A 22,835-nucleotide genomic window follows, 5' to 3' on the forward strand; every position below is an offset into this window, starting at 1 on the left:
GCCGTCGGGATCACCGGTAACACTCGGTGATACCAGCCTCGAGCGAGGAAAATCTCTGCGGAAGGCACAGCGATGTCAACAGTCACGCTCATCATCCTGCTGGCGGCACTGGCCGCCATGGCCGGCCTTGTGATCGCCCCCTCGGTGCGGCAGGGACGCAAGGGCGAACTGCCGGTCCGAAGCCTGCCCTCGGAAGCCAGGGAGCAGTACGCGGCGCGGTGGGCGGGCCTGCAGGAGCGGTTCGTGGACTCCCCCGGATGGGCCCTGCGCGAAGCCGACCGGCTGCTGGGCGCGTTGGCCGTGGACCGCGGCTATCCGGCCGAGTCCGAGGAGAAGCGGATGGACGCGCTGTCCGTCCGGCACCCCGAGGAGACCGACGGCTACCGCCGGCTGCACGCCATGGCGGCGCGGGCGCACGAGGGCGAGACGGCCACCGAGCGGATGCGGGAGGCGCTGGTCGCGGCGCGTCCCCTGTTCGAGCAGTTGGTCCGCGCCCAGCCGCACGACGAGCGCCCGCTCCCGCCTCCGGTCCCCCGTCAGCGGGACCTCCGGCGGGGCCGTATCCCGGGGCAGCGCCTCGGCCCGGCCGCCGATCACTGACCGGTGAGCCGCACCGCCAGCGCGAGGGTGTCATCCGGATGCAGGATCACCGTGTGCATATCCTCCGCGATGGCGCCGGGGACCTCCTCCGTCGGGCTCTGCAGATGCTTGTGCGCGGCCTCGATCAGGCGCTCCTCGCCCTCGATCGGGTCCCGGCGGCTCTCGGTGAGACCGTCGGTGTAGAGCAGGAGGAGGTCCCCGGGGGCCAGCCGCTCGGTCAGCGGGGTCTCGCTGCCGGGCAGCGGAAAGCCGATGCCGCGCCCCCTGGCCTCCAGATACCGGGCCGTTCCGTCGCGGCGCAGCAGTAGCGCGGGCGGATGGCTCCCATTGGCCAGCCACAGCTCGCCGGTGGCCGGATCGATGCGGGCGAGCTGGACGGTGGCCATCACGGACCGGTCGAAGGGGCGCAGGATCTCGTCGGTGCGGGCCACGATCGACTCGAGGCGATGGCCCTCCAGGGCCAGGGTGCGCACCGCGTGGGTGACGTTGAGCGCGCTGCGCGTACTGGTCACCCCGTGGCCCAGGGCGTCCACGATGGTGATGTGGACGGTGCCGTCGGGCAGCACGAACCAGTCGTAGAGATCCCCGCCGGTCGGCGCGTCGGTGCCGGCCGGCTCGTAGTGCACGGCGAGTTCGAGACCGTCGGCCTTGATGGGCGCCGGGCGCAGCGCGTCCTCCAGCTCCCGCAGGGTCTGGCCGTGCGCGGTGCGCAACTGCTCGTCCCGCTCGTCGAGCTGGACGTAGAGGGCGAGCACCCCGCTGTTGGTCTCCGCGAGTTCGTCCTTGAGACGGCGGTGCTCGGAGGTGAGCGCGTCGGCGGCGGCCACGACCGCGCGCAGCTCCTCCGCGGCCAGGGCGTCCTCGTCGGGCGCCGCGTCCACGGCGCCGGACGGCGGTGACGCCGGGAGGCGCCAGACCACCTCGCCCCCGGTCACCGCGTCGGGGGCGATCGGGAGGTCCGCCGCCGCGGGGACCGTATCGTCCGGGGTCCGCAGCACCACCGTCAGCAGCCCCCCGTCCGGGTCGTACGCCCACTCGAGGCCCGTCTCCCGCCCGGCGCGCAGCGCCGCCCCTGCGGCCTCGGCGGCGGACAGCACGAGGCGCGCCCGGACCGCGGGGTCCAGGGCATGCTCCCGGGCCAGCGCCCGAACGGCCCGGCTGAGCGCCGCCGTTGTGGCGCAGATGAGGTTCCTCGTCGTCATGGAAGCCTTAAGGGGGACCTGGCCGCGAGCACCGTGGCATCGTCGCGGACGCGGCGATGGCCATGGGCGAGTGCGGCGGACAGCAGGGGCGGCGGGAGGCGGAGCAGGGACGGGGGCGGGTCGAGCGACCAGCGGGCGTCGATGCCGTCGCTGTGCAGCACCGCCGTACCGCCCTGGGGCAGCGGGAAGTCATGGACGCGGGGGGTGGGCATTCCCCAGCCGACGATACCGGGCTGCCCGGTCAGCCGGTGCCGTACCCGGTCGTGGGTCAGGGCGAGCGCGCGGATGTTGCCGACGCCGCAGTAGTCGGCGCGCTCGAGGTACAGCCGCAGCACGCCCACGGCGGCCCCCCGGGTGTGCCGCAGGGCCCGGTTCATCCGGGTGAGCACCTCAGGCAGCGGCCGGTCGGGGTCGGCGTGGAAGGTCCGCAGCGCCGCCTGGGCCGCCTCGGCGGCGGGCCGCCCGTGGCCGAGACCGTCCAGGACGACCGCGGTGCGGGCGGAGTCCGTGTCGACGATCGCGCGGGCGTCGCCGCACCCCTCCTCCCCCTCGGCGGGCAGACAGACCGTGCCCACCCCCTGCCACCGCGGCCGCTGCTCGCCCGTCGCGGTGAGCTGGGCGCAGGCCCAGGTGCCCGGATGGGTGCCATCGGCGCTGCGCATGTGGAAGTGGGTCGCCATCCGCTTGACGGCGCCGAGCCCGACCCCCAGCGTTCCGGAGGTGGTGTAGCCGTCCGTGAGGCAGCGCTCGGGGTCGTGCATACCGGGGCCGCGGTCGGCGGCGAGGATCTCCACCCCGTGGCCCAGCGGCAGCGGCTGGACATAGAGGGTGCCGTCGCTGGCGTGCTTGTCCAGGTTGGTCGCCAGCTCCGAGGCGATCACGGCCGCCTGGTCGGGCAGCGCCCCAGGAAGCTCGCACTCCCGGGCCACCCCACGCGCCGCCTCGGCGGCCAGATGCACCGCGCTGCGGTGGTCGACGCGCACCTGGACGGTGGGCGCCGTGAACGTATCGGTCACCGGACCGTCCAGCGGGTGACGACCACCACGGTGCCCTCACCCGGGCCGGTGCGCACCGAGAACTCGTCCATCAGCCGCCGTGCGCCGCCCAGCCCGTGGCCCAGGCCGGAGCCGGTGGTGAAGCCGTCGGTGAGCGCCGCGTCGAGGTCGGCGATCCCCGGCCCCTCGTCCTTGACGGCCAGCCGCAGCCCCCGACGTCCGCGGGGGTCGCGCGGATACTCCACGGTCACCGTGCCGCCGCCCCCGTGGACATAGGCGTTACGGGCGAGCTCGCTGGCGGCCGTGACCACACGGGTCTGGTCCACCAGGCCGAAGCCCGCCTCGATGGTGGCAGCGCGCACCGCATGGCGGACCGTCAGCAGGTCCTCTTCCGTGCGCACCGGGTACGAGGCGGGCGCGGGCGGGCGCCGCCCCTCCGACCGTGCGGGCCTCTTGGCCCCGCGGGAGGCGAGGATGGATTCACCGGGCAGTGCCACGTCGGGCCCCTTCCAGGGGCTGCGGGGCCTGTCGCCACCCCAGCGCGGCCAAGCCCTGCTCCGGATTGAGTGCGGTCTCCACTCCGACGAGCTCGATCCCCAGCTCCACCAGGGTGATCGCCACCGGCGGTCGCATCCCGGCCACGATCACCCGGGCCCCCAGCAGCCGGGCCACCGTGGTCAGCTCCATCAGCGTCCGGGCCACGAAGGAGTCGATGACCTCCAGCCGGGAGATGTCGATGAGCACCCCGCGGGCGCCCTCGGCCGAGATCCGCTCGGTCAGCTCCTCGGTGAAGGCGATGGCGGCCCGGTCGTCGAGCTCATTGAGCAGGCCGGTGACCAGGACGTCTCCCAGTCGCAGAATCGGAACGCCGGGCTGGCGACGGCTGGTCACCGTCCGTCTCCTTCTTCTCCGTCGGGACCGGGCCCGTCGATCAGCTTGATCGCGGCGGCCAGCGCGTCGGCCAGCGTCGCCCGCGTGAGGATGGTGGACAGATCGATGCCGAGCTGGGCGATGGTCTGGGCGATCGACGGGCGCACCCCGCTGATCACACAGTCCGCGCCCATCAGCCGCACCGCGTTGACGGTCTGCATCAGATGCTGGGCGACGGCGGTGTCCACGGTGGGCACACCGGTGATGTCGACGATCGCGACCAGCGCCTCGTGGTCCTGGATGGCCTGGAGCAGGTTCTCCATCACCACCTGGGTCCTGGCGGTGTCCAGCGTGCCGATCAGCGGCACGGCAAGCACCTGCCGCCACAGCCGCACCACCGGCGTCGACTGCTCCATGAGCTGCTGGCTCTGCCGGCGGATGATCTCCTCCCGGCCCTCCACATACGTCTCGAAGGACAGCGCCCCCGCCACATCGAGCAGCCGGTTCATGAAGACGGCCGAGGAGAACAGCTCCTCGGCGTCCCGGGTGTCCCGCTGCACCGCCTTGAGCAGCGCCTCCTTGAGCGCGAGCACCGCGAGCGAGGTCGCCGTCGGGGTGGCCCCGGCCCGGGCACGGCGCATCGACAGGCCGACCACGGCCTCGTGCAGCCCCGGGCTGGAGGTCACCACCCGGTCCACGGGTATCTCGCTCTGCAGTCCCGGGACCAGCGCCTCGATCAACGCGTCGGCCTCCTCGCGGAGTTCGGCCTCCCCGATGTCGGTGTCGAGCAGGGCCTGCTCCATCTGCAGCTCGACCCACCGATCGGCGATCTCCTCGCCGCGTTCATGAAGCGCCCTGGTCAGACGCTCTCGCACAGCGGTCTCGCTGATAGTCACGCGGTTCCCTTCGCGGTCGGCGACCGTTGTCGGTTGGCAAATTTTATCGATCTTCCGGGGGCCCCGGAAGCCGCATCATGCCGATCGCCGCCCCGCCGTGACCTGTTACCGCCCCGCCGTCCGCACACGATGCGCGTGGCGAGTACCCCGTGATCGCCCGACCACACCCACCACGCCCCCGTCCGGACCCCACCACGCCTCAGCAGCAGCCGGAGCCGATCGCCGTCGCGCCCGGCAGGGAGCGCTTGTTGCGGGACTCGCGGTTGCGGGCGGCGAGTTGGTCATCGGCGGGGTAGCCGACCTCTTCCAGGGTCAGGCCATGGGGGCGTACGACATGGACGGCGGAGTCGCGCAGCCCGGCGGAGAGCACCGTGGCGGGCCAGTCCGGCGGGCGGTGACCGTCACCGACGAAGAGCAGCGCACCCACCAGCGAGCGCACCATGTTGTGGCAGAACGCGTCCGCCCGCACCGTGGCCGTGATCACGCCGTCCGCCCCGCGCGCCCAGTCCAGCCGCTGGAGGGTGCGGATGGTGGTGGCACCGTCGCGCTTCTTGCAGTACGCGGCGAAGTCGTGCTCGCCCAGGAGCCGTGTCGAGGCCGCGTTCATGGCGTCCACGTCCAGCGGCCAGTCGTGCCACAGCACATGGCCGCGGAGCAGCGGGTCGACCCCGCCGGGGTGGTCGGTGACCCGGTAGGCGTAGCGCCGCCAGATCGCGGAGAAGCGGGCGTTGAACCCGGACGGGGCCTCGGCCACCCTCCAGACCCGGACGTCATGGGGCAGCCGGCCGGCCAGCCGCCGCAGCAGCCTGTCCCGGTGCTCGGCCCACAGCGCCCCGGGCAGATCCACGTGCGCCACCTGGCCGCGGGCGTGGACCCCCGCGTCGGTACGGCCCGCGACGGTCAGCTCGAAGATCTCCGCGGCGCGCGTCACCGTCCGCAGCGCGCTCTCCAGCTCGCCCTGTACGGTGCGCCGCTCGCGCTGTCTGGCCCAGCCCGAGAAGTCCTTGCCGTCGTAGCTCACGTCCAGCCGGACCCGTACGAAACCGGGCGCCGCCTCGTCACTCACTGGGCCGTTCCTCTCCATGCGGAACGGGCCCGCTCCCAGGATCTGGGGGCGGGCCCGTCCTTACGACGCAAGCCGTCGGGACGCCTCAGGCGTCCTTCGACTCCTCGGCCTCGGCCTCGGCCGGAGCCTCGGTGGCCGGGGTCTCCTTCGTGAGGTCCGCGGCGGCCTGGTCACCGGCGGCGTCCTTGGCGGTGCGCTTGGTGGCGGCCTCGGCCTCGCCCACCGCCTCCTGCTGCACGGTCAGCGCCTCGACCAGCTCGATGACCGCCATCGGGGCGTTGTCCCCACGGCGGTTACCGATCTTGGTGATGCGGGTGTAGCCACCGGGCCGGTTCTCGTAGCGCGGGCCGATCTCGGTGAAGAGGGTGTGCACGACGCTCTTGTCGCGGATGGTCTGGAGCACCAGACGGCGGTTGTGAAGGTCGCCCTTCTTCGCCTTGGTGACCAGCTTCTCCGCGACCGGGCGCAGGCGGCGGGCCTTCGCCTCGGTGGTGGTGATCCGGCCGTGCTCGAACAGCGCGGTGGCGAGGTTCGCCAGCAGGAGCCGCTCGTGCGCGGCGCTGCCGCCCAGACGGGCGCCCTTGGTGGGCTTCGGCATTGGTCTGTCTCCTAGGTGTCTGCACCGGCCGTATCAGGTACCGGTGTCAGTGAACAAAATCCAGCCTGTCCGGCGATTGAGGACAAGACCTCAGCCACAGCGGACCGGGAGGTTCTAGTACTGCTCGGTCTCGACGAAACCGGCGTCCGCGTCGTCGTCGGCGCCGAAGGCGTCCGCCGCGGCGGTCGGGTCGAATCCGGGCGGGCTGTCCTTGAGCGCCAGGCCCATACCGGCCAGCTTCGCCTTGACCTCGTCGATCGACTTGGCGCCGAAGTTCCGGATGTCGAGCAGGTCCGCCTCGGACCGCGCCACGAGCTCACCCACGGAGTGGATGCCCTCGCGCTTGAGGCAGTTGTACGAACGGACGGTGAGCTCGAGCTCCTCGATCGGCAGCGCCAGGTCGGCGGCGAGGGCGGCGTCCGTCGGGGACGGGCCCATGTCGATGCCCTCGGCGTCCACGTTCAGCTCGCGGGCCAGGCCGAACAGCTCGACCAGGGTCTTACCGGCCGACGCCATGGCGTCACGCGGCCGCATGGCCTGCTTGGTCTCGACGTCGACGATCAGCTTGTCGAAGTCGGTGCGCTGCTCGACACGGGTCGCCTCGACCTTGTAGGTGACCTTGAGCACCGGCGAGTAGATCGAGTCGACCGGGATCCGGCCGATCTCCTGGCCGACCTGCTTGTTCTGCACGGCGGAGACATAGCCGCGACCGCGCTCGACGGTCAGCTCCATCTCCAGCTTGCCCTTGCCGTTCAGCGTGGCCAGGACCAGGTCGGGGTTGTGCACCTCGACACCGGCCGGCGGCGCGATGTCGGCGGCGGTGACCAGCCCCGGGCCCTGCTTGCGCAGGTACATCACGACCGGCTCGTCGTGCTCCGAGGAGACGACCAGCTGCTTGATGTTGAGGATCAGGTCGGTGACGTCCTCCTTGACGCCCGGCACGGTGGTGAACTCGTGCAGGACCCCGTCGATCCGGATGGACGTGACCGCCGCACCGGGGATCGAGGAGAGGAGCGTACGACGCAGGGAGTTTCCGAGGGTGTAGCCGAAGCCCGGCTCCAGCGGCTCGATCACGAACCGGGAGCGGAATTCGTCGACGACCTCTTCGGTCAACGAGGGACGCTGAGCGATCAGCATGGGTATTGCCTCCAGTCTTCGGCGCCCGCTATTTGACGCCGAACCCTTCAATGGTACGGGCGGTACGTGCCAAACGGCTCCGTACCGCCCGTATCGTCACTCTCCGCTACTTCGAGTAGAGCTCGACGATCAGCTGCTCCTGCACCTGGGTGTCGATCACCTGGCGCTCGGGCAGCGAGTGCACGAGGATCCGCAGCTGCGACGGAATGGCCTCCAGCCACGCCGGCACGGTGCGCTCGCCCGCCTCGGCCTGAGCCACCTGGAAGGGGGTCATGGTCCGGGACTTCGGACGAACCTCGACGATGTCGTTCACGGTGACCCGAGCCGACGGAATGTCGGTCTTGACGCCGTTCACGATGAAGTGGCCGTGGCGGACCAGCTGACGGGCGTGGTCGCGGGACTTGGCGAAGCCAGCCCGGTAGACCACGTTGTCGAGCCGGGTCTCGAGGATGCGAAGAAGGTTCTCACCGGTCTTGCCGGTCTTCTTGTTCGCCTCCGCGTAGTAACCACGGAACTGCTTCTCAAGGACGCCGTAGATGCGGGTCGCCTTCTGCTTCTCACGGAGCTGCAGCAGGTACTCGCTGTCCTTGGTGCGCCCGCGACCGTGCTCACCCGGGGGGTAAGGACGGATCTCGATCGGGCACTTCGCGCTCTCGCACTTGCTCCCCTTGAGGAAGAGCTTCTGCTTCTCCCGACGGCAACGCTTGCAGTCGGCCCCGGTGTAACGCGCCATATTTCTGTTGTCTCCTACTTCAGCCGGTCAGACGCGCCGACGCTTGGGCGGGCGGCATCCGTTGTGCGGAGTCGGAGTGACGTCCTGGATCGAACCCACCTCCAGGCCGGTGGCCTGGAGCGAGCGGATCGCGGTCTCACGGCCGGAGCCCGGACCCTTGACGAACACGTCGACCTTGCGCATGCCGTGCTCCTGCGCCCGGCGGGCGGCCGACTCGGCGGCCATCTGCGCGGCGAACGGAGTGGACTTGCGCGAGCCCTTGAAGCCGACGTGGCCGGCAGAGGCCCAAGAGATCACGTTCCCGGTCGGGTCGGTGATCGAGACGATGGTGTTGTTGAACGTGCTCTTGATGTGAGCGTGCCCGTGGGCGACGTTCTTCTTTTCCTTGCGGCGCACCTTCTTGGCGCCGGCCGTCCTGCTCTTCGGAGGCATTCTCTTGAAATCTCCCGTGGAGGTGGTCGGTCCTACAGCTCGGACCGCTTGTCAGCGTCCGGTGCGGACTACTTCTTGCCCGGCTTCTTCTTGCCGGCGATCGCGCGACGCGGGCCCTTGCGGGTGCGGGCGTTGGTCGACGTGCGCTGGCCGTGGACCGGAAGGCCGCGGCGGTGACGCAGACCCTGGTAGCAGCCGATCTCGACCTTGCGGCGGATGTCGGCCTGGATCTCGCGACGGAGGTCACCCTCGGTCTTGATGTTGTTGTCCACGTACTCGCGGATCTTGACCAGGTCCTCTTCGGCCAGGTCGCGAACGCGGGTGTCCGGGCTCACACCGGTATTGGCGAGCGTCTGCTGGGCAAGGGTGCGACCGATGCCGAAGACGTAGGTGAGGGCGACCTCGACGCGCTTTTCGCGCGGGAGATCAACGCCTGCGAGGCGTGCCATGAATCTGGCTCCAGATGGTTGTCGGAGGTCTTCCGCAGCACCACTCCCGGCCGCCGTACGGGACGGCTCCCGGGTCCCCGGCCTCCGACCGGGGGTGTCGTCCCCGTGAGACGGGAACGGGTGACTGCGTATGTACGAAAAGTTATGACGTCGCGCGAAGATGCTGCGAGTGGTGCAGGATTCCGGCCGGTGTGCGTCAGCCCTGGCGCTGCTTGTGGCGCAGGTTGTCGCAGATGACCATGACCCGGCCGTGGCGGCGGATCACCTTGCACTTGTCGCAGATCTTCTTGACGCTCGGCTTGACCTTCATGGGTGTGAGGTTCTCCGGGTCGTGAGATCTACTTGTAGCGGTAGACGATCCGTCCGCGCGTGAGGTCGTACGGAGACAGCTCCACGACCACCCGGTCATCGGGCAGGATGCGGATGTAGTGCATACGCATCTTGCCGCTGATGTGCGCGAGGACCTTGTGACCGTTCTGAAGCTCCACCTTGAACATCGCGTTCGGCAGAGACTCGATCACGGTGCCCTCGATTTCGATGGCGCCTTGCTTCTTGGCCATGTCCTGCTTTCGGGATCGGCTACCTTGATCGGCTCGCGACATGCGGGAGGGCATGCGAGAGCCGACGGGTCAGTCTACGCCAGGGCATCCCGAAACACGAATCCGGGGCATCATGCCCCGGATTCGAGATCATTACGCTCGTTGACCGTCAGGTCAGTCGCTGACCATCAGGCCAGCGGGTCGGGCGCGGTCTCCACGCCCAGCTCGGCCAGCTTGGCCCTGCCGCCGTCCACGGCGGTGAGCACCAGCGGGCCCTCCTCGGTCAGCGCGACCGAGTGCTCCCAGTGGCTGGACCAGGTGCCGTCGTCCGTCTTGACCGTCCAGTCGTCGGCCAGCACATGCGTCTTCGCGGTGCCCAGGCTCACCATGGGCTCGATCGCGATGCAGAAGCCGGGGACCAGCCGGGGGCCCTTGCCGCGCTTCTTGGAGACGTAGTTCAGCAGATGCGGGTCCATGTGCATCTGGGTACCGATGCCGTGGCCGCCGTAGTCCTCGATGATCCCGTACTTGCCGGATGCCGGGCGGGGCTGGCGGCGGATGTAGCCCTCGATCGCCCTGGAGATGTCGACCAGCCGGTTGCCCTTGTGGACCGCCGCGATCCCGGCCCACATCGACTCCTCGGTGACCCGGCTGAGCTCGTACAGCTCCGGGGCGTGGCCGGTGCCCACGAAGGCGGTGAAGGCGGCGTCGCCGTGCCAGCCGTCCACGATCGCGCCCGCGTCGATGGAGATGATGTCGCCGTCCCCGAGGACGGTCTCCCGGTCCGGGATGCCGTGCACCACGATGTCGTTGACCGAGGTGCAGATGGTGGCGGGGAAGCCGCCGTACCCCAGGAAGTTCGACTTGGCGCCGTGGTCCGCGATGACCTTACGGGCGACATCGTCCAGGTCCTTGGTGCTGGCGCCGGGGACGGCCGCCGCCCGCGTCGCCTCGTGGATGGCGGCGACGACCAGTCCCGCCTCACGCATCTTGGCGATCTGCTCGGGAGTCTTGATCTCCACCATGGGGGCCTTCCGGGATCGGTCTCTGGTGCGGTCCGTGCCGTACGGTCCGCGGGAGGGACGTATCTGCTCAACGATACGGCCGCGGTGCCCGTGCCGGGCACCGCGGCCGTTCCGTGTGGGTCCTCGCGGCCCTCAGGCCGCCTTCGCGGCCAGGGCGTCCATCGCCCGCTGGGTGACCTCGGACACCTTGCCCAGTGCCGAGATCGTCACGACCAGGCCCTTGGTCTTGTAGTAGTCGATGATCGGCTCGGTCTCCCGGTGGTAGACCTCGAGGCGCTTGCGGACCGTTTCCTCACTGTCGTCCTCGCGCTGGTACAGCTCGCCGCCGCAGACGTCGCAGACCCCCTGGGCCTTCGGCGGCTTGTACTCCACATGGAAGGTGTGCGAGCTGTCATTGCGACAGGTACGGCGACCCGCGATGCGCTTGATCACCTCGGACTCGGGGACCTCCAGGTCCAGCACCGCGTCCAACGAGACACCCTGCTGCCCCAGGTAGCCATCCAGGGCCTCGGCCTGGATCTGGTTCCTCGGGAACCCGTCGAGCAGGAAGCCCGGCTGTGCGTCCTCCTGGTCCAGCCGGTCCTCCGCCATGCCGATGGTGACCTCGTCCGGTACCAGCTGTCCGGCCCGCATGTACTCCTGCGCCTGCTTGCCGAGGGAGGTGCCCTGGCTGATGTTCGCGCGGAACAGGTCGCCGGTGGAGATGTGCGGGATCGACAGCTTCTCGGCGAGGTACGCGGCCTGCGTACCCTTGCCGGCTCCCGGAGGCCCGACGAGGACGATTCGCATCAGCGGAGGAACCCTTCGTAGTGTCGCTGCTGAAGCTGGCTCTCGATCTGCTTCACGGTCTCCAGGCCGACACCCACGATGATCAGGATGCTCGTGCCGCCGAACGGGAAGTTCTGATTGGCGTTGAGCGTCACCAGCGCCACCGTGGGCACCAGGGCGATCAAGCCCAGATAGAGCGCACCGGGCCACGTGATGCGGTTCAGCACGTAGCTCAGATACTCCGCGGTGGGACGACCAGCCCGGATACCCGGGATGAACCCACCATACTTCTTCATGTTGTCGGCAACTTCTTCGGGGTTGAAGCTGATGGCGACATAGAAGAATGCGAAGAAGACGATCAGCAGGAAGTACGTGGCGATGTAGATCGGGTGGTCGCCCTTGACGAAGTTCTGCGAGATCCAGGTCGCCCAGCTGGCCTTCGAATTGGAGAACTGGACGATCAGCGCCGGGATGTACAGCAGCGATGAGGCGAAGATCACGGGGATCACACCCGCCTGGTTCACCTTCATCGGGATGTAGGTGGACGTACCACCGTAGGAGCGACGGCCGATCATGCGCTTGGCGTATTGCACCGGGATCCGGCGCTGGGCCTGCTCGACGAAGACCACCAGGCCGACCATGGCCAGACCACAGAGGATCACCAGGCCGAACTCCAGCCAGCCGCCCATGATCTTGCCCTGCTGCTTGATGCTCCACATCGCGCTCGGGAAACCGGCGGCGATCGAGACGAACATCAGGATCGACATGCCGTTGCCGATGCCGCGGTCGGTGACCAGCTCACCGAGCCACATGATCAGCGCGGTGCCCGCGGTCATCGTGATGACCATCACGGCGGTGGTGAAGATCGAGTCGTTCCGGACGATCTGACCGCCGACCGGGCAGCTCTGGAAGAGCGAGCCGCTGCGAGCCGCGGCCACCACACCGGTGCCCTGCAGGATCGCGAGCGCGATGGTGAGATAGCGGGTGTACTGCGTGATCTTTCCCTGACCGGCCTGGCCCTCCTTCTTGAGGGCCTCAAGGCGCGGGATCACCACGGTCAGCAGCTGGAGGATGATGCTCGCCGTGATGTACGGCATGATCCCCAGCGCGAAGATGGTGATCTGGAGCAGTGCGCCACCACTGAACATGTTGACCAGGCCGAACAGCCCCTGCTGGCCCTTGGCGAGGTCCATGCACGTCTGGACGTTCTGATAGTCGATGCCCGGGATCGGGATGTGTTGCCCGAGCCGGAAGAGCACGATGATGCCCAGGGTGAACAGCAGCTTCTTGCGCAGGTCGGGCGTCTTGAACGCCCGGGCGAACGCGGTGAGCACGGTGCCTCCTGCGCCCCCCGCGTCGCTTCGCGAGAGGTGACGGTCTTGAGGATCGACGAATACATATCAGCCAGGACCCGCGCGGAGGCGTACCGCGCGGAAGGTAACAACGCCAGCCACCTTACCGGCGACCCGGCCCCGCTTGGAACGACCAACCGGGGATGCCCCGTATCTGGGGCACCCCCGGTCAGAAAGCCACCGTGCTCAGACGAGCTCGGTGACGGTGCCACCGGCGGCGGTGATCTTCTCCTTGGCGGAGCCGGAGACGGCGTCGACCGTCACCTGGAGCGCCACGGAGACCTCACCGGAGCCCAGCACCTTGACGAGCTGGTTCTTGCGAACCGCACCCTTGGCGACCAGGTCGGCCACCGTGACCTCGCCACCCTCGGGGTACAGCGCGGCCAGCCGGTCCAGGTTCACGACCTGGTACTCGGTGCGGAAGGGGTTCTTGAAGCCCTTGAGCTTCGGGAGCCGCATGTGGAGGGGCATCTGCCCACCCTCGAAGCGCTCCGGAACCTGGTAGCGGGCCTTGGTGCCCTTGGTGCCACGACCAGCGGTCTTACCCTTGGACGCCTCACCACGACCGACACGGGTCTTGGCGGTCTTGGCGCCCGGGGCGGGCCGGAGGTTGTGGACCTTCAGCGGGTTGTTCTCCGCCATGTCAGTCGACCTCCTCGACCGTCACGAGGTGCCGCACGGTCTGCGCCATGCCGCGGAACTCGGGGCGGTCCTCCTTGACGACCACGTCGCCGAGCTTCTTCAGCCCGAGCGAACGCAGAGTGTCGCGGTGGTTCTGCTTGCTGCCGATGTACGACTTCGTCTGCGTGATCTTCAGGCGGGCCATGCTCACACACCCACCCCGGCACGCGCCCGCAGCAGAGCGGCGGGGGCGACGTCCTCGAGCGGCAGACCACGGCGGGCGGCGATCTCCTCGGGGCGCTGCAGGCCCCGCAGAGCGGCCACCGTGGCGTGCACGATGTTGATCGGGTTCGACGAGCCGAGCGACTTGCTCAGCACGTCGTGGATGCCCGCGCACTCCAGCACGGCGCGCACCGGGCCACCGGCGATCACACCGGTACCGGGGGACGCCGGCTTCAGCAGCACGACACCCGCGGCCTCCTCACCCTGGATCGGGTGCGGAATGGTGCCGGCGATCCGGGGGACCTTGAAGAAGTGCTTCTTGGCCTCCTCCACGCCCTTGGCGATCGCGGCCGGCACCTCCTTGGCCTTGCCGTAACCGACACCGACGGTGCCGTCACCGTCGCCCACCACGACCAGCGCGGTGAAGCTGAAGCGACGACCACCCTTCACAACCTTGGCGACGCGGTTGATCGCGACAACACGCTCGACGTAAGCGGTCTTCTCGGCGGCAGCGCCACCGTCCCGCCGGTCCTTCCGGTCCCGCCGCTCGCCGCCACCGGCGCCGCCACCGCGGCGCTGGGGTCCAGCCATTGGATTTACCTCTCTCGTTTCCGCTTTGCGTTGGAACCGGGGCTCAGAACTTCAGCCCGGCCTCGCGGGCGGCGTCCGCCAGAGCGGCGATGCGCCCGGCGTACTTGTTGCCACCGCGGTCGAACACGACGGCCTCGATGCCCGCGGCCTTCGCCCGCTCGGCCACCAGGGCGCCGACCTGCTGCGCCTGGGCGCTCTTGTCGCCCTCCGCCCCCCGGATGGAGCTGTCCAGCGTCGACGCCGAGGCCAGCGTGTGGCCCGCGATGTCGTCGATGACCTGCGCCACCATGTGACGGTTGGACCGCGTCACCACGAGGCGGGGGCGGACCGGCGTACCGGAGACCCGCTTGCGGACGCGGATGTGACGGCGCTTGACGGCAGCGGCCTTGCGAGCGTTGCCCTTGGCGATCTTCACACCGTATGTCATGGCTTACTTACCAGCCTTTCCGACCTTGCGGCGGATGACCTCGCCCGCGTACTTCACGCCCTTGGCCTTGTACGGGTCGGGCTTGCGCAGCTTGCGGATGTTCGCGGCGACCTCGCCGACCTTCTGCTTGTCGATGCCCTCGACGCTCAGCTTGGTCGGGGAGTCCACCTTGAAGGTGATGCCCTCCGGGGCCTCGACCAGGATCGGGTGGCTGTAGCCCAGGGAGAACTCCAGGTTGGAGCCCTTGGCCTGGACGCGGTAGCCGACACCGCTGATCTCGAGCGCCTTGCTGTAGCCCTGGGTCACGCCGGTGATCATGTTCGCCACCAGCGTGCGCGACAGGCCGTGCAGGGCCTTGTTCTGACGCTCGTCGTTCGGGCGGGTGACAACGAGGGCGTTGTCCTCACCCTGGGCGACCTCGATCGGCGCGGCGACGGTGTGCGAGAGAGAGCCCTTGGGACCCTTCACGGCGACCGTGCGGCCATCGATGGTGACGTCCACACCAGCGGGAACCTGGATGGGCAGCTTGCCAATGCGCGACATGCGCTTCCTCCGTTCCCTGGTTACCAGACGTAGGCGAGGACTTCCCCACCCACGCCCTTCTTGCCGGCCTGCTTGTCGGTGAGGAGCCCGTGCGACGTGGAGATGATCGCCACGCCCAGGCCGCCGAGCACCTTCGGCAGGTTGGTGGACTTTGCGTAGACCCGCAGGCCCGGCTTCGAGATCCGCTTGATGCCGGCGATCGAGCGCTCACGGTTCGGGCCGAACTTCAGCTCGAGGACGAGGCTCTTGCCGACCTCGGCGTCCTCGACCTTCCAGCCGGTGATGTAGCCCTCCTGCTGGAGGATCTCCGCGATATGCGACTTGATCTTGCTGTGGGGCATCAGAACGGAGTCGTGGTACGCCGAGTTCGCGTTTCGCAGACGCGTCAGCATGTCTGCGATCGGATCGGTCATGGTCATGATGGCCTTCGGCCTCTCTCGCCGGGGTTTCCTGTATGCGCCATCCCTCTCACCCGCTCAGTGGCGGGCACGGGTGCGGCGCGGGGACCTACGGCGTAGTAAGGATTCTGGACGGCGAGCGCCCAACCGTTCCACTCTACGCGAGCGGAGGGGTGGGCCTCGCCATCCATTTACTTACCGAGAGCCCGGTATCAACCCAAAATTCCATCTTTCGCCCGCCAGGGCGTCCGTTGAGGACGGTGGCGGAAGACGGGTGGGCTGGTTACCAGGAGCTCTTGGTCACGCCCGGCAGCTCGCCACGGTGAGCCATCTCACGGAGGCACACGCGGCACAGGCCGAACTTGCGGTACACGGAGTGCGGACGTCCGCAGCGCTGGCAGCGCGTGTAACCACGCACCGCGAACTTGGGCTTACGGCCGGCCTTGGCAATGAGAGCCTTCTTCGCCACGGCTCACGCCTCCTTGAACGGGAAGCCGAGGTGACGCAGCAGGGCGCGGCCCTCTTCGTCATTGGTCGCCGTGGTCACCACGGTGATGTCCATACCCCGGACGCGGTCGATCTTGTCCTGGTCGATCTCGTGGAACATGACCTGCTCCGTGAGACCGAAGGTGTAGTTGCCCCGGCCGTCGAACTGCTTCGGCGACAGACCGCGGAAGTCGCGGATGCGCGGCAGCGCGAGCGACACCAGGCGGTCCAGGAACTCCCACATGCGGTCACCGCGGAGGGTGACGTGGGCACCGATCGGCTGGCCCTCACGCAGCTTGAACTGCGCGATGGACTTACGGGCCTTGGTGACGGCGGGCTTCTGGCCGGTGATCGTGGCGAGGTCGCGGATGGCGCCCTCGATCAGCTTGGAGTCGCGGGCGGCGTCGCCCACACCCATGTTGACCACGACCTTGGTCAGACCAGGGATCTGCATGACGTTCTCGTAGGAGAACTGCTCCTGCAGCTTGCCCTGGATCTCTTCGCGGTAGCGCGCCTTGAGGCGCGGTGCAGTGGTGGTGGCAGTCATCAGATGTCCTCACCGGTCCGCTTGGCAACGCGGATCTTGTTGCCCTCGTCGTCGAAGCGGTATCCGACGCGGGTAACGACCTTGTTGCCGTCCTTCTCCACCACGAGCTGCACATTGCTCACGTGGATCGGGGCCTCGGTCGTCACGATGCCGCCGGTCTTCGAACCACGAGCGGTCTGTCCGGCCTTGGTGTGCTTCTTGACCCGGTTGACACCCTCGACCAGGACCCGGTCCTCGCGCGGGAAGGCCGCGATGACCTTGCCCTGCTTGCCCTTGTCCTTACCGGTGATGACCTGGACCAGGTCGCCCTTCTTGATCTTCATCGGTTACAGCACCTCCGGCGCGAGCGAGATGATCTTCATGAACTTCTTCTCGCGCAGCTCACGGCCCACGGGGCCGAAGATACGGGTGCCGCGGGGGTCGCCATCGTTCTTGAGGATGACGGCCGCGTTCTCGTCGAAGCGGATGTACGAACCGTCCGGGCGGCGGCGCTCCTTCACGGTGCGCACGATGACCGCCTTGATGACGTCACCCTTCTTCACGTTGCCACCGGGGATCGCGTCCTTGACGGTGGCGACGATGACGTCACCGATGCCCGCGTAGCGGCGACCGGAGCCACCGAGAACACGGATGCAAAGGATCTCCTTCGCGCCCGTGTTGTCGGCGACGCGCAGTCGCGACTCCTGCTGGATCACGTCTATCTCCTGATCGTCTGCCGGTTCCCGGCGGGGGCTGGATGCTTCCAGCCCCCGCCGAGCCTGGCGGAACTGACCTGAGGACTGCTGTCCTCAGGGGGTTACTTGGCCTTCTCGAGGATCTCGACGACGCGCCAGCGCTTGGTCGCGGACAGCGGCCGGGTCTCCATCAGGAGGACGCGGTCGCCGACACCCGCGGCGTTCTGCTCGTCGTGCGCCTTGAGCTTGTTGGTACGGCGGATGACCTTGCCGTACAGCGCGTGCTTGACGCGGTCCTCGACTGCGACGACGACGGTCTTGTCCATCTTGTCGCTGACGACCAGACCCTCACGGGTCTTGCGGAAGCCGCGGTTCTGCGTTGCGTTCTCAGTCACATTCGTCTCGCTCATCAGGCGCTCTCCACCGTCTCGATGCCGAGCTCGCGCTCCCGCATCAGGGTGTAGATCCGGGCGATGTCCTTGCGGACGGCCTTCAGCCGGCCGTGGTTCTCGAGCTGTCCGGTCGCCGCCTGGAAGCGGAGGTTGAACAGCTCTTCCTTGGCCTCACGCAGCTTGCCAACGAGGTCCTCGTTGTTCAGCTCACGCAGCTCGGACGCCTTGGTACCGGCCGCCATCACGACTCACCTGCCTCGCGCCGAACGATCCGGCACTTCATCGGGAGCTTGTGAGCAGCGCGGGTGAGCGCCTCACGCGCAGTCTTCTCGTTCGGGTAGGACAGCTCGAACATCACCCGACCGGGCTTGACGTTCGCGATCCACCACTCCGGCGAGCCCTTACCGGAACCCATCCGGGTCTCCGCGGGCTTCTTCGTCAGCGGACGGTCCGGGTAGATGTTGATCCAGACCTTGCCGCCACGCTTGATGTGGCGGGTCATCGCGATACGAGCGGCCTCGATCTGACGGTTGGTGACGTACGCCGGGGTGACGGCCTGGATGCCGTACTCGCCGAACGCCAGCTCCGTGCCGCCCTTGGCCATGCCGGACCGCTTGGGGTGGTGCTGCTTGCGGTGCTTGACCCTGCGAGGGATCAGCATGGGGTCAGCTCTCCTTTCCGGCTGCGCTGGGCTCGGCCGCCGGAGCGGCGGGGGCCTCGCCCTTGTTGGCCTCGGCGGCCGCGGCGGACTGCTGCGGCTTGCGGCCGCGGCCACCGCGCTCGCCACCACGGCGCTGCGGGCGGTCGCTGCCACCGCGCGACGGGCGGTTGCCGGCGCGGGCGGCGGCGTTCTCGGCGCGGACCTCGGCGATGTTCTTCACATCGCCCTTGTAGATCCACACCTTGACGCCGATGCGGCCGAAGGTGGTCTTGGCCTCGAAGAAGCCGTAGTCGACGTTCGCGCGGAGCGTGTGCAGGGGCACCCGGCCCTCGCGGTAGAACTCCGAGCGGGACATCTCGGCGCCGCCGAGACGGCCACCGCACTGGATCTTGATGCCCTTGGCACCGGCCTTCATCGAGCTCTGCATCGACTTCCGCATGGCGCGGCGGAAGGAGACGCGGGAGGACAGCTGCTCGGCGACGGCCTGGGCCACCAGCTGAGCGTCCACCTCGGGGTTCTTCACCTCGAGGATGTTGAGCTGCACCTGCTTGCCGGTGAGCTTCTCCAGCTCGCCGCGGATACGGTCGGCCTCCGCGCCGCGACGGCCGATGACGATGCCCGGCCGGGCGGTGTGGATGTCGACGCGGACCCGGTCACGGGTGCGCTCGATCTCCACCTTGGAGATACCGGCGCGCTCCATGCCCTTCGTCATCATCCGGCGGATGGCGACGTCTTCCTTGACGTAGTCCTTGTACAGCTTGTCGGCGTACCAGCGCGACTTGAAGTCGGTGGTGATGCCGAGCCGGAACCCGTGCGGGTTTACCTTCTGGCCCATTACCGGGTTCCTTCCTTGCTGCTGACGACCACGGTGATGTGGCTGGTCCGCTTGCGGATCCGGTAGGCGCGGCCCTGGGCACGCGGACGGAACCGCTTCAGGGTCGGGCCCTCGTCGACGTATGCCTCGGAGATGACGAGGCTGTCGGCGTCGGTGTGGTCGTAGTTGTGCGCGGCGTTGGCGATGGCGCTGTCCAGCACCTTGCCGACCGGCACGCTCGCGGCCTGCGGGGCGAAACGCAGGACCGCCTGGGCCTCCGTGGCACTCATGCCACGGATGAGGTCCACCACGCGGCGGGCCTTCATGGGCGTGACGCGGATGTACCGCGCCTGGGCCCTGGCTTCCATGGTTGTCCCTTCGGTGTCTGTCATGAGTCTTTTCCGCTGATCAGCGACGACGCGACTTGCGGTCGTCCTTCTCATGGCCGCGGAAGGTGCGGGTCGGCGCGAACTCGCCGAGCTTGTGGCCGACCATCGACTCGGTGACGAACACCGGGACGTGCTTGCGGCCGTCGTGCACCGCGATCGTGTGGCCGAGCATGGCCGGGACGATCATCGAGCGGCGGGACCAGGTCTTGATGACGTTCTTGGTGCCTGCTTCGTTCTGCGTGTCCACCTTCTTGCTCAGGTGGTCGTCGACGAAGGGCCCCTTCTTGAGACTGCGCGGCATCTAAACCCGCTCCTAGCGCTTCTTGTTCGTCTTGCGGCGGCGGACGATGTACTTGTTGCTGGCCTTCTTCGGCGAGCGCGTACGGCCCTCCTTCTGACCCCACGGCGAGACCGGGTGGCGACCACCGGAGGTCTTGCCCTCACCACCACCGTGCGGGTGGTCGACGGGGTTCATGACCACACCACGAACGGTCGGGCGAACGCCCTTCCAGCGCATGCGGCCGGCCTTGCCCCAGTTGATGTTCGACTGCTCGGCGTTGCCGACCTCGCCGACGGTGGCGCGGCAGCGGACGTCGACCAGGCGGATCTCACCGGACGGCATGCGCAGGTGGGCCATGGAGCCCTCCTTCGCCAGCAGCTGCACGGAGGCGCCCGCGGAGCGGGCGAACTTCGCGCCGCCGCCGGGCCGCAGCTCGATGGCGTGGAGCGTGGTACCGACCGGGATGTTGCGCAGCGCGAGGTTGTTACCGGGCTTGATGTCGGCGCCGGGGCCGTTCTCGATCCGGTCGCCCTGCGTCAGCCCGCGCGGCGCGAGGATGTAGCGCTTCTCGCCGTCGGCGTAGTGCAGCAGCGCGATGCGCGCGGTGCGGTTGGGGTCGTATTCGATGTGTGCGACCTTCGCCGGGACGCCGTCCTTGTCATGACGGCGGAAGTCGATCACGCGGTACGCACGCTTGTGACCGCCACCCTGGTGGCGGACCGTGATGCGGCCGGCGTTGTTACGACCACCCTTGCTGTGCAGCGGGCGGACCAGCGACTTCTCCGGCGTGGACCGCGTGACCTCGACGAAGTCGGCGACGCTGGAGCCACGACGGCCCGGGGTCGTCGGCTTGTACTTGCGGATACCCATTTCTCAGTCCTCGGAAGATTCCGGACTTCTGGACGTTCCGGTCTCCGTTAGGAGACCGGGCCGCCGAAGATGTCGATGCGGTCGCCCTCGGCGAGGGTCACGATGGCGCGCTTGGTGTCCTTGCGCTTGCCGAAACCGGTGCGGGTGCGCTTGCGCTTGCCCTGCCGGTTGATCGTGTTGACCCCGGTGACCTTGACCGAGAAGACCGCCTCGACGGCCTGCTTGATCTGGGTCTTGTTCGCGCGCGGGTCGACGATGAACGTGTACTTGTTCTCGTCCAGCAGCGCGTAGCTCTTCTCCGAGACCACCGGCTTGACGAGGACGTCGCGGGGGTCGGTGAAGGTCTTGCTGGTGACAGCGGTCGCCTCACTCATCAGGCGGCGCTCCCTTCGGTCTTCTCAGCGGCCTTGGGACCAGCCACGAAGGACTCGAAGGCGGCCTTGGTGAAGACCACGTCGTCGGAGACGAGCACGTCGTACGTGTTCAGCTGGCCCGGCTCCAGGATGTGCACCTGGGGCAGGTTGCGGGCGGACAGCCACGCGGCCTCGTCGCTCCGCTCGGCGACCAGGAGCACGTTCTTGCGCTCGCTGATCTTGCCCAGCAGGGCCTTCGCGGCCTTGGTGGAGATGTCCCCGTCGACCACGCCGGTCACGACGTGGATGCGCTCGTGACGCGCCCGGTCGGAGAGGGCCCCGCGGAGCGCGGCGGCCTTCATCTTCTTCGGGGTGCGCTGGCTGTAGTCGCGCGGCACGGGGCCGTGCACGACGCCACCGCCGGCGAACTGCGGCGCGCGGGTCGAGCCCTGGCGCGCGCGGCCGGTGCCCTTCTGGCGGTACGGCTTCTTGCCACCGCCGCGGACCTCACCACGGGTCTTGGTCTTGTGCGTGCCCTGGCGGGCAGCGGCCAGCTGGGCGACGACGACCTGGTGGATCAGCGGAACGCTGACCTGCGCGTCGAAGATCTCCGCGGGGAGCTCGACGGACCCGGCCTTGTCGCCTGCCGGCGAAAGGATGTCAACGGTACTGGTAGTCATGGCTTTTACCTCAGGCCCCCTTGGCCGCGGTACGGACCAGGACGAGGCCGCCGTTCGGACCAGGAACCGCTCCCTTGATCAGGAGCAGACCCTTCTCCGCGTCAACGGCGTGGACGGTCAGGTTCTGGGTGGTGACCCGCTCATTGCCCATGCGGCCGGCCATGCGCAGGCCCTTGAACACGCGGCCCGGGGTGGCGCAGCCGCCGATGGAGCCCGGCGAGCGGTGCTTGCGCTGGGTGCCGTGGCCGGCGCCGAGGCCGCCGAAGCCGTGGCGCTTCATGACACCGGCGGTGCCCTTGCCCTTGCTGGTGCCGGTCACGTCGACCTTGACACCGGACTCGAACACCTCGGCCGTGACCTCCTGGCCGAGCGTGTACTCACCGGCGTCGGCGGTACGCAGCTCCACCAGGTGGCGGCGCGGGGTCACGTCCGCCTTGGCGAAGTGGCCCTTGAGCGGCTTGTTCACCTTGCGCGGGTCGATCTCGCCGAAGGCGATCTGGACGGCGTCGTAGCCGTCCGCGTCATCGGTGCGGACCTGGGTCACGACGCAGGGTCCGGCCTTGACGACGGTGACCGGGACGACGCGGTTGTTCTCGTCCCACACCTGCGTCATGCCGAGCTTCTCGCCCAGGACGCCCTTGATCTGCTTAGCCATCTCGCGCGTCACCTCAGAGCTTGATCTCGATGTCGACGCCCGCCGGCAGGTCGAGACGCATCAGCGAGTCAACCGTCTTCGGCGTGGGGTCGAGGATGTCGATGAGGCGCTTGTGCGTACGCATCTCGAAGTGCTCGCGCGAGTCCTTGTACTTGTGCGGCGACTTGATGACGCAGTACACGTTCTTCTCTGTGGGCAGCGGCACCGGGCCCGCGACCGACGCACCAGTCCGGGTCACCGTCTCGACGATCTTCTTCGCCGAGGAGTCGATGACCTCGTGGTCGTAAGCCTTGAGCCGGATGCGGATCTTCTGTCCCGCCATGGCTACTTCGTAGTCCTGTCTCTCGTAACGCTCTGGGACCCGATGGCGTTCGTGTCCTCCTCCACCCACCTTCCCGACCCACGCGGTCGGGCGTGTCGCAGCCCTTCCCATAAATCTCCGTGCGGAGATCCCTGATGAAGGGGGTTGCTGGGGGAGAAATTCACCCACCGGGCGCCTGGCTGGGGCCCCGCTGACACTTCCCGGAAGATTCCCGTACTTCCGCCCCTGATCAGGGGCGACGAGTACTG

Annotated in this window: 38 protein-coding genes; 1 reads left to right on the plus strand and 37 read right to left on the minus strand. The window is 68.5% G+C overall.

Going from position 1 to position 22,835, the window contains the following annotated elements; translation table 11 throughout:
* Positions 1–72: 72 nt before the first annotated feature.
* Positions 73–600, plus strand: coding sequence for a hypothetical protein (locus VT50_RS03980; RefSeq protein WP_046086862.1), 528 nt, complete (start codon positions 73–75; stop codon positions 598–600).
* Here the strand turns inward: VT50_RS03980 and VT50_RS03985 are convergent.
* From VT50_RS03985 to rpsJ, 37 genes are all read right to left on the minus strand, one after another.
* Positions 594–1,802, minus strand: coding sequence for a PP2C family protein-serine/threonine phosphatase (locus tag VT50_RS03985; RefSeq protein ID WP_046086861.1), 1,209 nt, complete (start codon positions 1,800–1,802; stop codon positions 594–596). The two genes, VT50_RS03980 and VT50_RS03985, sit on opposite strands and share 7 nt — an antisense overlap.
* Positions 1,799–2,818, minus strand: a complete 1,020-nt coding sequence (locus VT50_RS03990) for a SpoIIE family protein phosphatase (RefSeq protein ID WP_046086860.1) — start codon at positions 2,816–2,818, stop codon at positions 1,799–1,801. Before VT50_RS03990 ends, VT50_RS03985 begins: the two co-directional genes overlap by 4 nt.
* On the minus strand, positions 2,815–3,294 hold the full coding sequence (locus VT50_RS03995) for an ATP-binding protein (RefSeq protein ID WP_078840745.1): 480 nt from the start codon (positions 3,292–3,294) through the stop codon (positions 2,815–2,817). Before VT50_RS03995 ends, VT50_RS03990 begins: the two co-directional genes overlap by 4 nt.
* Positions 3,278–3,688, minus strand: coding sequence for an STAS domain-containing protein (locus VT50_RS04000; RefSeq protein WP_046086859.1), 411 nt, complete (start codon positions 3,686–3,688; stop codon positions 3,278–3,280). The genes VT50_RS03995 and VT50_RS04000 overlap by 17 nt, the downstream gene beginning before the upstream one ends.
* Entirely contained in the window at positions 3,685–4,563 is an 879-nt protein-coding gene (locus tag VT50_RS04005) for an STAS domain-containing protein (protein WP_046086858.1), read from the minus strand. Before VT50_RS04005 ends, VT50_RS04000 begins: the two co-directional genes overlap by 4 nt.
* A gap of 199 nt (positions 4,564–4,762) precedes the next feature.
* Positions 4,763–5,629, minus strand: coding sequence for a tRNA pseudouridine(38-40) synthase TruA (gene truA / locus VT50_RS04010; RefSeq protein ID WP_046086857.1), 867 nt, complete (start codon positions 5,627–5,629; stop codon positions 4,763–4,765).
* 85 nt (positions 5,630–5,714) lie between these two features.
* Positions 5,715–6,227, minus strand: a complete 513-nt coding sequence (gene rplQ / locus VT50_RS04015) for a 50S ribosomal protein L17 (RefSeq protein WP_046086856.1) — start codon at positions 6,225–6,227, stop codon at positions 5,715–5,717.
* A gap of 114 nt (positions 6,228–6,341) precedes the next feature.
* Positions 6,342–7,364 (minus strand): DNA-directed RNA polymerase subunit alpha, encoded by a 1,023-nt coding sequence (locus VT50_RS04020; protein WP_009715858.1) that lies wholly within the window; start codon positions 7,362–7,364, stop codon positions 6,342–6,344.
* A 106-nt stretch (positions 7,365–7,470) separates the two neighbouring features.
* Entirely contained in the window at positions 7,471–8,097 is a 627-nt protein-coding gene (rpsD, locus tag VT50_RS04025) for a 30S ribosomal protein S4 (protein ID WP_046086855.1), read from the minus strand.
* Between the two features lie 27 nt (positions 8,098–8,124).
* The gene (gene rpsK, locus VT50_RS04030; protein WP_009715860.1) at positions 8,125–8,529 is read right to left on the minus strand and encodes a 30S ribosomal protein S11; all 405 of its coding nucleotides are present in this window, start codon (positions 8,527–8,529) and stop codon (positions 8,125–8,127) included.
* Positions 8,530–8,597: 68 nt separating this feature from the next.
* Complete coding sequence (rpsM, locus tag VT50_RS04035; protein WP_046086854.1) at positions 8,598–8,978, minus strand: 30S ribosomal protein S13; 381 nt, start codon at positions 8,976–8,978, stop codon at positions 8,598–8,600.
* 196 nt (positions 8,979–9,174) lie between these two features.
* Positions 9,175–9,288: a 50S ribosomal protein L36 gene (gene rpmJ, locus VT50_RS04040; RefSeq protein WP_003956441.1), complete on the minus strand. Its 114-nt coding sequence runs from the start codon at positions 9,286–9,288 to the stop codon at positions 9,175–9,177.
* A gap of 28 nt (positions 9,289–9,316) precedes the next feature.
* Positions 9,317–9,538 carry a translation initiation factor IF-1 gene (gene infA / locus VT50_RS04045; protein WP_003956442.1) on the minus strand — a complete coding sequence of 74 codons (222 nt, stop codon included), beginning with the start codon at positions 9,536–9,538 and terminating at the stop codon, positions 9,317–9,319.
* 167 nt (positions 9,539–9,705) lie between these two features.
* The gene (map, locus tag VT50_RS04050) at positions 9,706–10,542 is read right to left on the minus strand and encodes a type I methionyl aminopeptidase (protein ID WP_046086853.1); all 837 of its coding nucleotides are present in this window, start codon (positions 10,540–10,542) and stop codon (positions 9,706–9,708) included.
* A gap of 132 nt (positions 10,543–10,674) precedes the next feature.
* Positions 10,675–11,331, minus strand: a complete 657-nt coding sequence (locus VT50_RS04055) for an adenylate kinase (RefSeq protein ID WP_046086852.1) — start codon at positions 11,329–11,331, stop codon at positions 10,675–10,677.
* Positions 11,331–12,644, minus strand: a complete 1,314-nt coding sequence (gene secY / locus VT50_RS04060) for a preprotein translocase subunit SecY (protein WP_046086851.1) — start codon at positions 12,642–12,644, stop codon at positions 11,331–11,333. The genes VT50_RS04055 and secY overlap by 1 nt, the downstream gene beginning before the upstream one ends.
* A 204-nt stretch (positions 12,645–12,848) precedes the next feature.
* Positions 12,849–13,304, minus strand: coding sequence for a 50S ribosomal protein L15 (gene rplO / locus VT50_RS04065; protein ID WP_020869248.1), 456 nt, complete (start codon positions 13,302–13,304; stop codon positions 12,849–12,851).
* Position 13,305: 1 nt separating this feature from the next.
* Positions 13,306–13,488: a 50S ribosomal protein L30 gene (gene rpmD, locus VT50_RS04070; RefSeq protein WP_037952898.1), complete on the minus strand. Its 183-nt coding sequence runs from the start codon at positions 13,486–13,488 to the stop codon at positions 13,306–13,308.
* A 2-nt stretch (positions 13,489–13,490) separates the two neighbouring features.
* Positions 13,491–14,096, minus strand: a complete 606-nt coding sequence (rpsE, locus tag VT50_RS04075; RefSeq protein WP_020869250.1) for a 30S ribosomal protein S5 — start codon at positions 14,094–14,096, stop codon at positions 13,491–13,493.
* Positions 14,097–14,139: 43 nt separating this feature from the next.
* Entirely contained in the window at positions 14,140–14,523 is a 384-nt protein-coding gene (gene rplR, locus VT50_RS04080) for a 50S ribosomal protein L18 (RefSeq protein ID WP_046086850.1), read from the minus strand.
* 3 nt (positions 14,524–14,526) lie between these two features.
* Complete coding sequence (gene rplF / locus VT50_RS04085; protein WP_046086849.1) at positions 14,527–15,066, minus strand: 50S ribosomal protein L6; 540 nt, start codon at positions 15,064–15,066, stop codon at positions 14,527–14,529.
* 20 nt (positions 15,067–15,086) lie between these two features.
* Positions 15,087–15,485, minus strand: a complete 399-nt coding sequence (rpsH, locus tag VT50_RS04090) for a 30S ribosomal protein S8 (RefSeq protein ID WP_046086848.1) — start codon at positions 15,483–15,485, stop codon at positions 15,087–15,089.
* Between the two features lie 262 nt (positions 15,486–15,747).
* Positions 15,748–15,933 carry a type Z 30S ribosomal protein S14 gene (locus tag VT50_RS04100; protein ID WP_027749272.1) on the minus strand — a complete coding sequence of 62 codons (186 nt, stop codon included), beginning with the start codon at positions 15,931–15,933 and terminating at the stop codon, positions 15,748–15,750.
* Between the two features lie 3 nt (positions 15,934–15,936).
* On the minus strand, positions 15,937–16,497 hold the full coding sequence (rplE, locus tag VT50_RS04105) for a 50S ribosomal protein L5 (RefSeq protein ID WP_020869255.1): 561 nt from the start codon (positions 16,495–16,497) through the stop codon (positions 15,937–15,939).
* The gene (rplX, locus tag VT50_RS04110; RefSeq protein ID WP_014054173.1) at positions 16,497–16,820 is read right to left on the minus strand and encodes a 50S ribosomal protein L24; all 324 of its coding nucleotides are present in this window, start codon (positions 16,818–16,820) and stop codon (positions 16,497–16,499) included. The genes rplE and rplX overlap by 1 nt, the downstream gene beginning before the upstream one ends.
* 3 nt (positions 16,821–16,823) lie before the next feature.
* Positions 16,824–17,192 carry a 50S ribosomal protein L14 gene (gene rplN / locus VT50_RS04115; protein ID WP_003992364.1) on the minus strand — a complete coding sequence of 123 codons (369 nt, stop codon included), beginning with the start codon at positions 17,190–17,192 and terminating at the stop codon, positions 16,824–16,826.
* A gap of 101 nt (positions 17,193–17,293) precedes the next feature.
* Positions 17,294–17,581, minus strand: a complete 288-nt coding sequence (rpsQ, locus tag VT50_RS04120) for a 30S ribosomal protein S17 (RefSeq protein WP_014054172.1) — start codon at positions 17,579–17,581, stop codon at positions 17,294–17,296.
* Entirely contained in the window at positions 17,581–17,805 is a 225-nt protein-coding gene (rpmC, locus tag VT50_RS04125; RefSeq protein ID WP_009715874.1) for a 50S ribosomal protein L29, read from the minus strand. Before rpmC ends, rpsQ begins: the two co-directional genes overlap by 1 nt.
* Positions 17,805–18,224, minus strand: a complete 420-nt coding sequence (gene rplP, locus VT50_RS04130; protein WP_014178774.1) for a 50S ribosomal protein L16 — start codon at positions 18,222–18,224, stop codon at positions 17,805–17,807. The genes rpmC and rplP overlap by 1 nt, the downstream gene beginning before the upstream one ends.
* Positions 18,225–18,228: 4 nt before the next feature.
* The gene (gene rpsC / locus VT50_RS04135) at positions 18,229–19,059 is read right to left on the minus strand and encodes a 30S ribosomal protein S3 (protein WP_046086847.1); all 831 of its coding nucleotides are present in this window, start codon (positions 19,057–19,059) and stop codon (positions 18,229–18,231) included.
* Positions 19,059–19,406, minus strand: coding sequence for a 50S ribosomal protein L22 (gene rplV / locus VT50_RS04140; RefSeq protein WP_014054168.1), 348 nt, complete (start codon positions 19,404–19,406; stop codon positions 19,059–19,061). Before rplV ends, rpsC begins: the two co-directional genes overlap by 1 nt.
* A gap of 40 nt (positions 19,407–19,446) precedes the next feature.
* On the minus strand, positions 19,447–19,728 hold the full coding sequence (rpsS, locus tag VT50_RS04145) for a 30S ribosomal protein S19 (protein WP_030016988.1): 282 nt from the start codon (positions 19,726–19,728) through the stop codon (positions 19,447–19,449).
* A 12-nt stretch (positions 19,729–19,740) separates the two neighbouring features.
* Complete coding sequence (rplB, locus tag VT50_RS04150) at positions 19,741–20,577, minus strand: 50S ribosomal protein L2 (RefSeq protein WP_046086846.1); 837 nt, start codon at positions 20,575–20,577, stop codon at positions 19,741–19,743.
* A gap of 47 nt (positions 20,578–20,624) precedes the next feature.
* Positions 20,625–20,951: a 50S ribosomal protein L23 gene (gene rplW / locus VT50_RS04155; RefSeq protein WP_030835099.1), complete on the minus strand. Its 327-nt coding sequence runs from the start codon at positions 20,949–20,951 to the stop codon at positions 20,625–20,627.
* Positions 20,951–21,610 (minus strand): 50S ribosomal protein L4, encoded by a 660-nt coding sequence (rplD, locus tag VT50_RS04160; RefSeq protein ID WP_046086845.1) that lies wholly within the window; start codon positions 21,608–21,610, stop codon positions 20,951–20,953. Before rplD ends, rplW begins: the two co-directional genes overlap by 1 nt.
* A gap of 10 nt (positions 21,611–21,620) precedes the next feature.
* Entirely contained in the window at positions 21,621–22,265 is a 645-nt protein-coding gene (gene rplC, locus VT50_RS04165; protein WP_046086844.1) for a 50S ribosomal protein L3, read from the minus strand.
* A 13-nt stretch (positions 22,266–22,278) separates the two neighbouring features.
* Entirely contained in the window at positions 22,279–22,587 is a 309-nt protein-coding gene (rpsJ, locus tag VT50_RS04170) for a 30S ribosomal protein S10 (RefSeq protein WP_003948644.1), read from the minus strand.
* Positions 22,588–22,835 lie beyond the last annotated feature (248 nt).

This window comes from Streptomyces antioxidans (genome assembly GCF_000968685.2).
GTDB lineage: Bacteria > Actinomycetota > Actinomycetes > Streptomycetales > Streptomycetaceae > Streptomyces > Streptomyces antioxidans.

Coding starts and splice junctions, on each gene's coding strand:
- VT50_RS03980 (WP_046086862.1), top strand. CDS start 73: ATGTCAACAGTCACGCTCATCATCCTGCTGGCGGCACTGGCCGCCATG.
- VT50_RS03985 (WP_046086861.1), bottom strand. CDS start 1,802: ATGACGACGAGGAACCTCATCTGCGCCACAACGGCGGCGCTCAGCCGG.
- rplQ (WP_046086856.1), bottom strand. CDS start 6,227: ATGCCGAAGCCCACCAAGGGCGCCCGTCTGGGCGGCAGCGCCGCGCAC.
- VT50_RS04020 (WP_009715858.1), bottom strand. CDS start 7,364: ATGCTGATCGCTCAGCGTCCCTCGTTGACCGAAGAGGTCGTCGACGAA.
- rpsD (WP_046086855.1), bottom strand. CDS start 8,097: ATGGCGCGTTACACCGGGGCCGACTGCAAGCGTTGCCGTCGGGAGAAG.
- rpsK (WP_009715860.1), bottom strand. CDS start 8,529: ATGCCTCCGAAGAGCAGGACGGCCGGCGCCAAGAAGGTGCGCCGCAAG.
- rpsM (WP_046086854.1), bottom strand. CDS start 8,978: ATGGCACGCCTCGCAGGCGTTGATCTCCCGCGCGAAAAGCGCGTCGAG.
- rpmJ (WP_003956441.1), bottom strand. CDS start 9,288: ATGAAGGTCAAGCCGAGCGTCAAGAAGATCTGCGACAAGTGCAAGGTG.
- infA (WP_003956442.1), bottom strand. CDS start 9,538: ATGGCCAAGAAGCAAGGCGCCATCGAAATCGAGGGCACCGTGATCGAG.
- map (WP_046086853.1), bottom strand. CDS start 10,542: ATGGTGGAGATCAAGACTCCCGAGCAGATCGCCAAGATGCGTGAGGCG.
- VT50_RS04055 (WP_046086852.1), bottom strand. CDS start 11,331: ATGCGAATCGTCCTCGTCGGGCCTCCGGGAGCCGGCAAGGGTACGCAG.
- rplO (WP_020869248.1), bottom strand. CDS start 13,304: ATGGCGGAGAACAACCCGCTGAAGGTCCACAACCTCCGGCCCGCCCCG.
- rpmD (WP_037952898.1), bottom strand. CDS start 13,488: ATGGCCCGCCTGAAGATCACGCAGACGAAGTCGTACATCGGCAGCAAG.
- rpsE (WP_020869250.1), bottom strand. CDS start 14,096: ATGGCTGGACCCCAGCGCCGCGGTGGCGGCGCCGGTGGCGGCGAGCGG.
- rplR (WP_046086850.1), bottom strand. CDS start 14,523: ATGACATACGGTGTGAAGATCGCCAAGGGCAACGCTCGCAAGGCCGCT.
- rplF (WP_046086849.1), bottom strand. CDS start 15,066: ATGTCGCGCATTGGCAAGCTGCCCATCCAGGTTCCCGCTGGTGTGGAC.
- rpsH (WP_046086848.1), bottom strand. CDS start 15,485: ATGACCATGACCGATCCGATCGCAGACATGCTGACGCGTCTGCGAAAC.
- rplE (WP_020869255.1), bottom strand. CDS start 16,497: ATGACTGCCACCACCACTGCACCGCGCCTCAAGGCGCGCTACCGCGAA.
- rplX (WP_014054173.1), bottom strand. CDS start 16,820: ATGAAGATCAAGAAGGGCGACCTGGTCCAGGTCATCACCGGTAAGGAC.
- rpsQ (WP_014054172.1), bottom strand. CDS start 17,581: ATGAGCGAGACGAATGTGACTGAGAACGCAACGCAGAACCGCGGCTTC.
- rpmC (WP_009715874.1), bottom strand. CDS start 17,805: ATGGCGGCCGGTACCAAGGCGTCCGAGCTGCGTGAGCTGAACAACGAG.
- rplP (WP_014178774.1), bottom strand. CDS start 18,224: ATGCTGATCCCTCGCAGGGTCAAGCACCGCAAGCAGCACCACCCCAAG.
- rpsC (WP_046086847.1), bottom strand. CDS start 19,059: ATGGGCCAGAAGGTAAACCCGCACGGGTTCCGGCTCGGCATCACCACC.
- rplV (WP_014054168.1), bottom strand. CDS start 19,406: ATGGAAGCCAGGGCCCAGGCGCGGTACATCCGCGTCACGCCCATGAAG.
- rpsS (WP_030016988.1), bottom strand. CDS start 19,728: ATGCCGCGCAGTCTCAAGAAGGGGCCCTTCGTCGACGACCACCTGAGC.
- rplB (WP_046086846.1), bottom strand. CDS start 20,577: ATGGGTATCCGCAAGTACAAGCCGACGACCCCGGGCCGTCGTGGCTCC.
- rplW (WP_030835099.1), bottom strand. CDS start 20,951: ATGAGTGAGGCGACCGCTGTCACCAGCAAGACCTTCACCGACCCCCGC.
- rplD (WP_046086845.1), bottom strand. CDS start 21,610: ATGACTACCAGTACCGTTGACATCCTTTCGCCGGCAGGCGACAAGGCC.
- rplC (WP_046086844.1), bottom strand. CDS start 22,265: ATGGCTAAGCAGATCAAGGGCGTCCTGGGCGAGAAGCTCGGCATGACG.
- rpsJ (WP_003948644.1), bottom strand. CDS start 22,587: ATGGCGGGACAGAAGATCCGCATCCGGCTCAAGGCTTACGACCACGAG.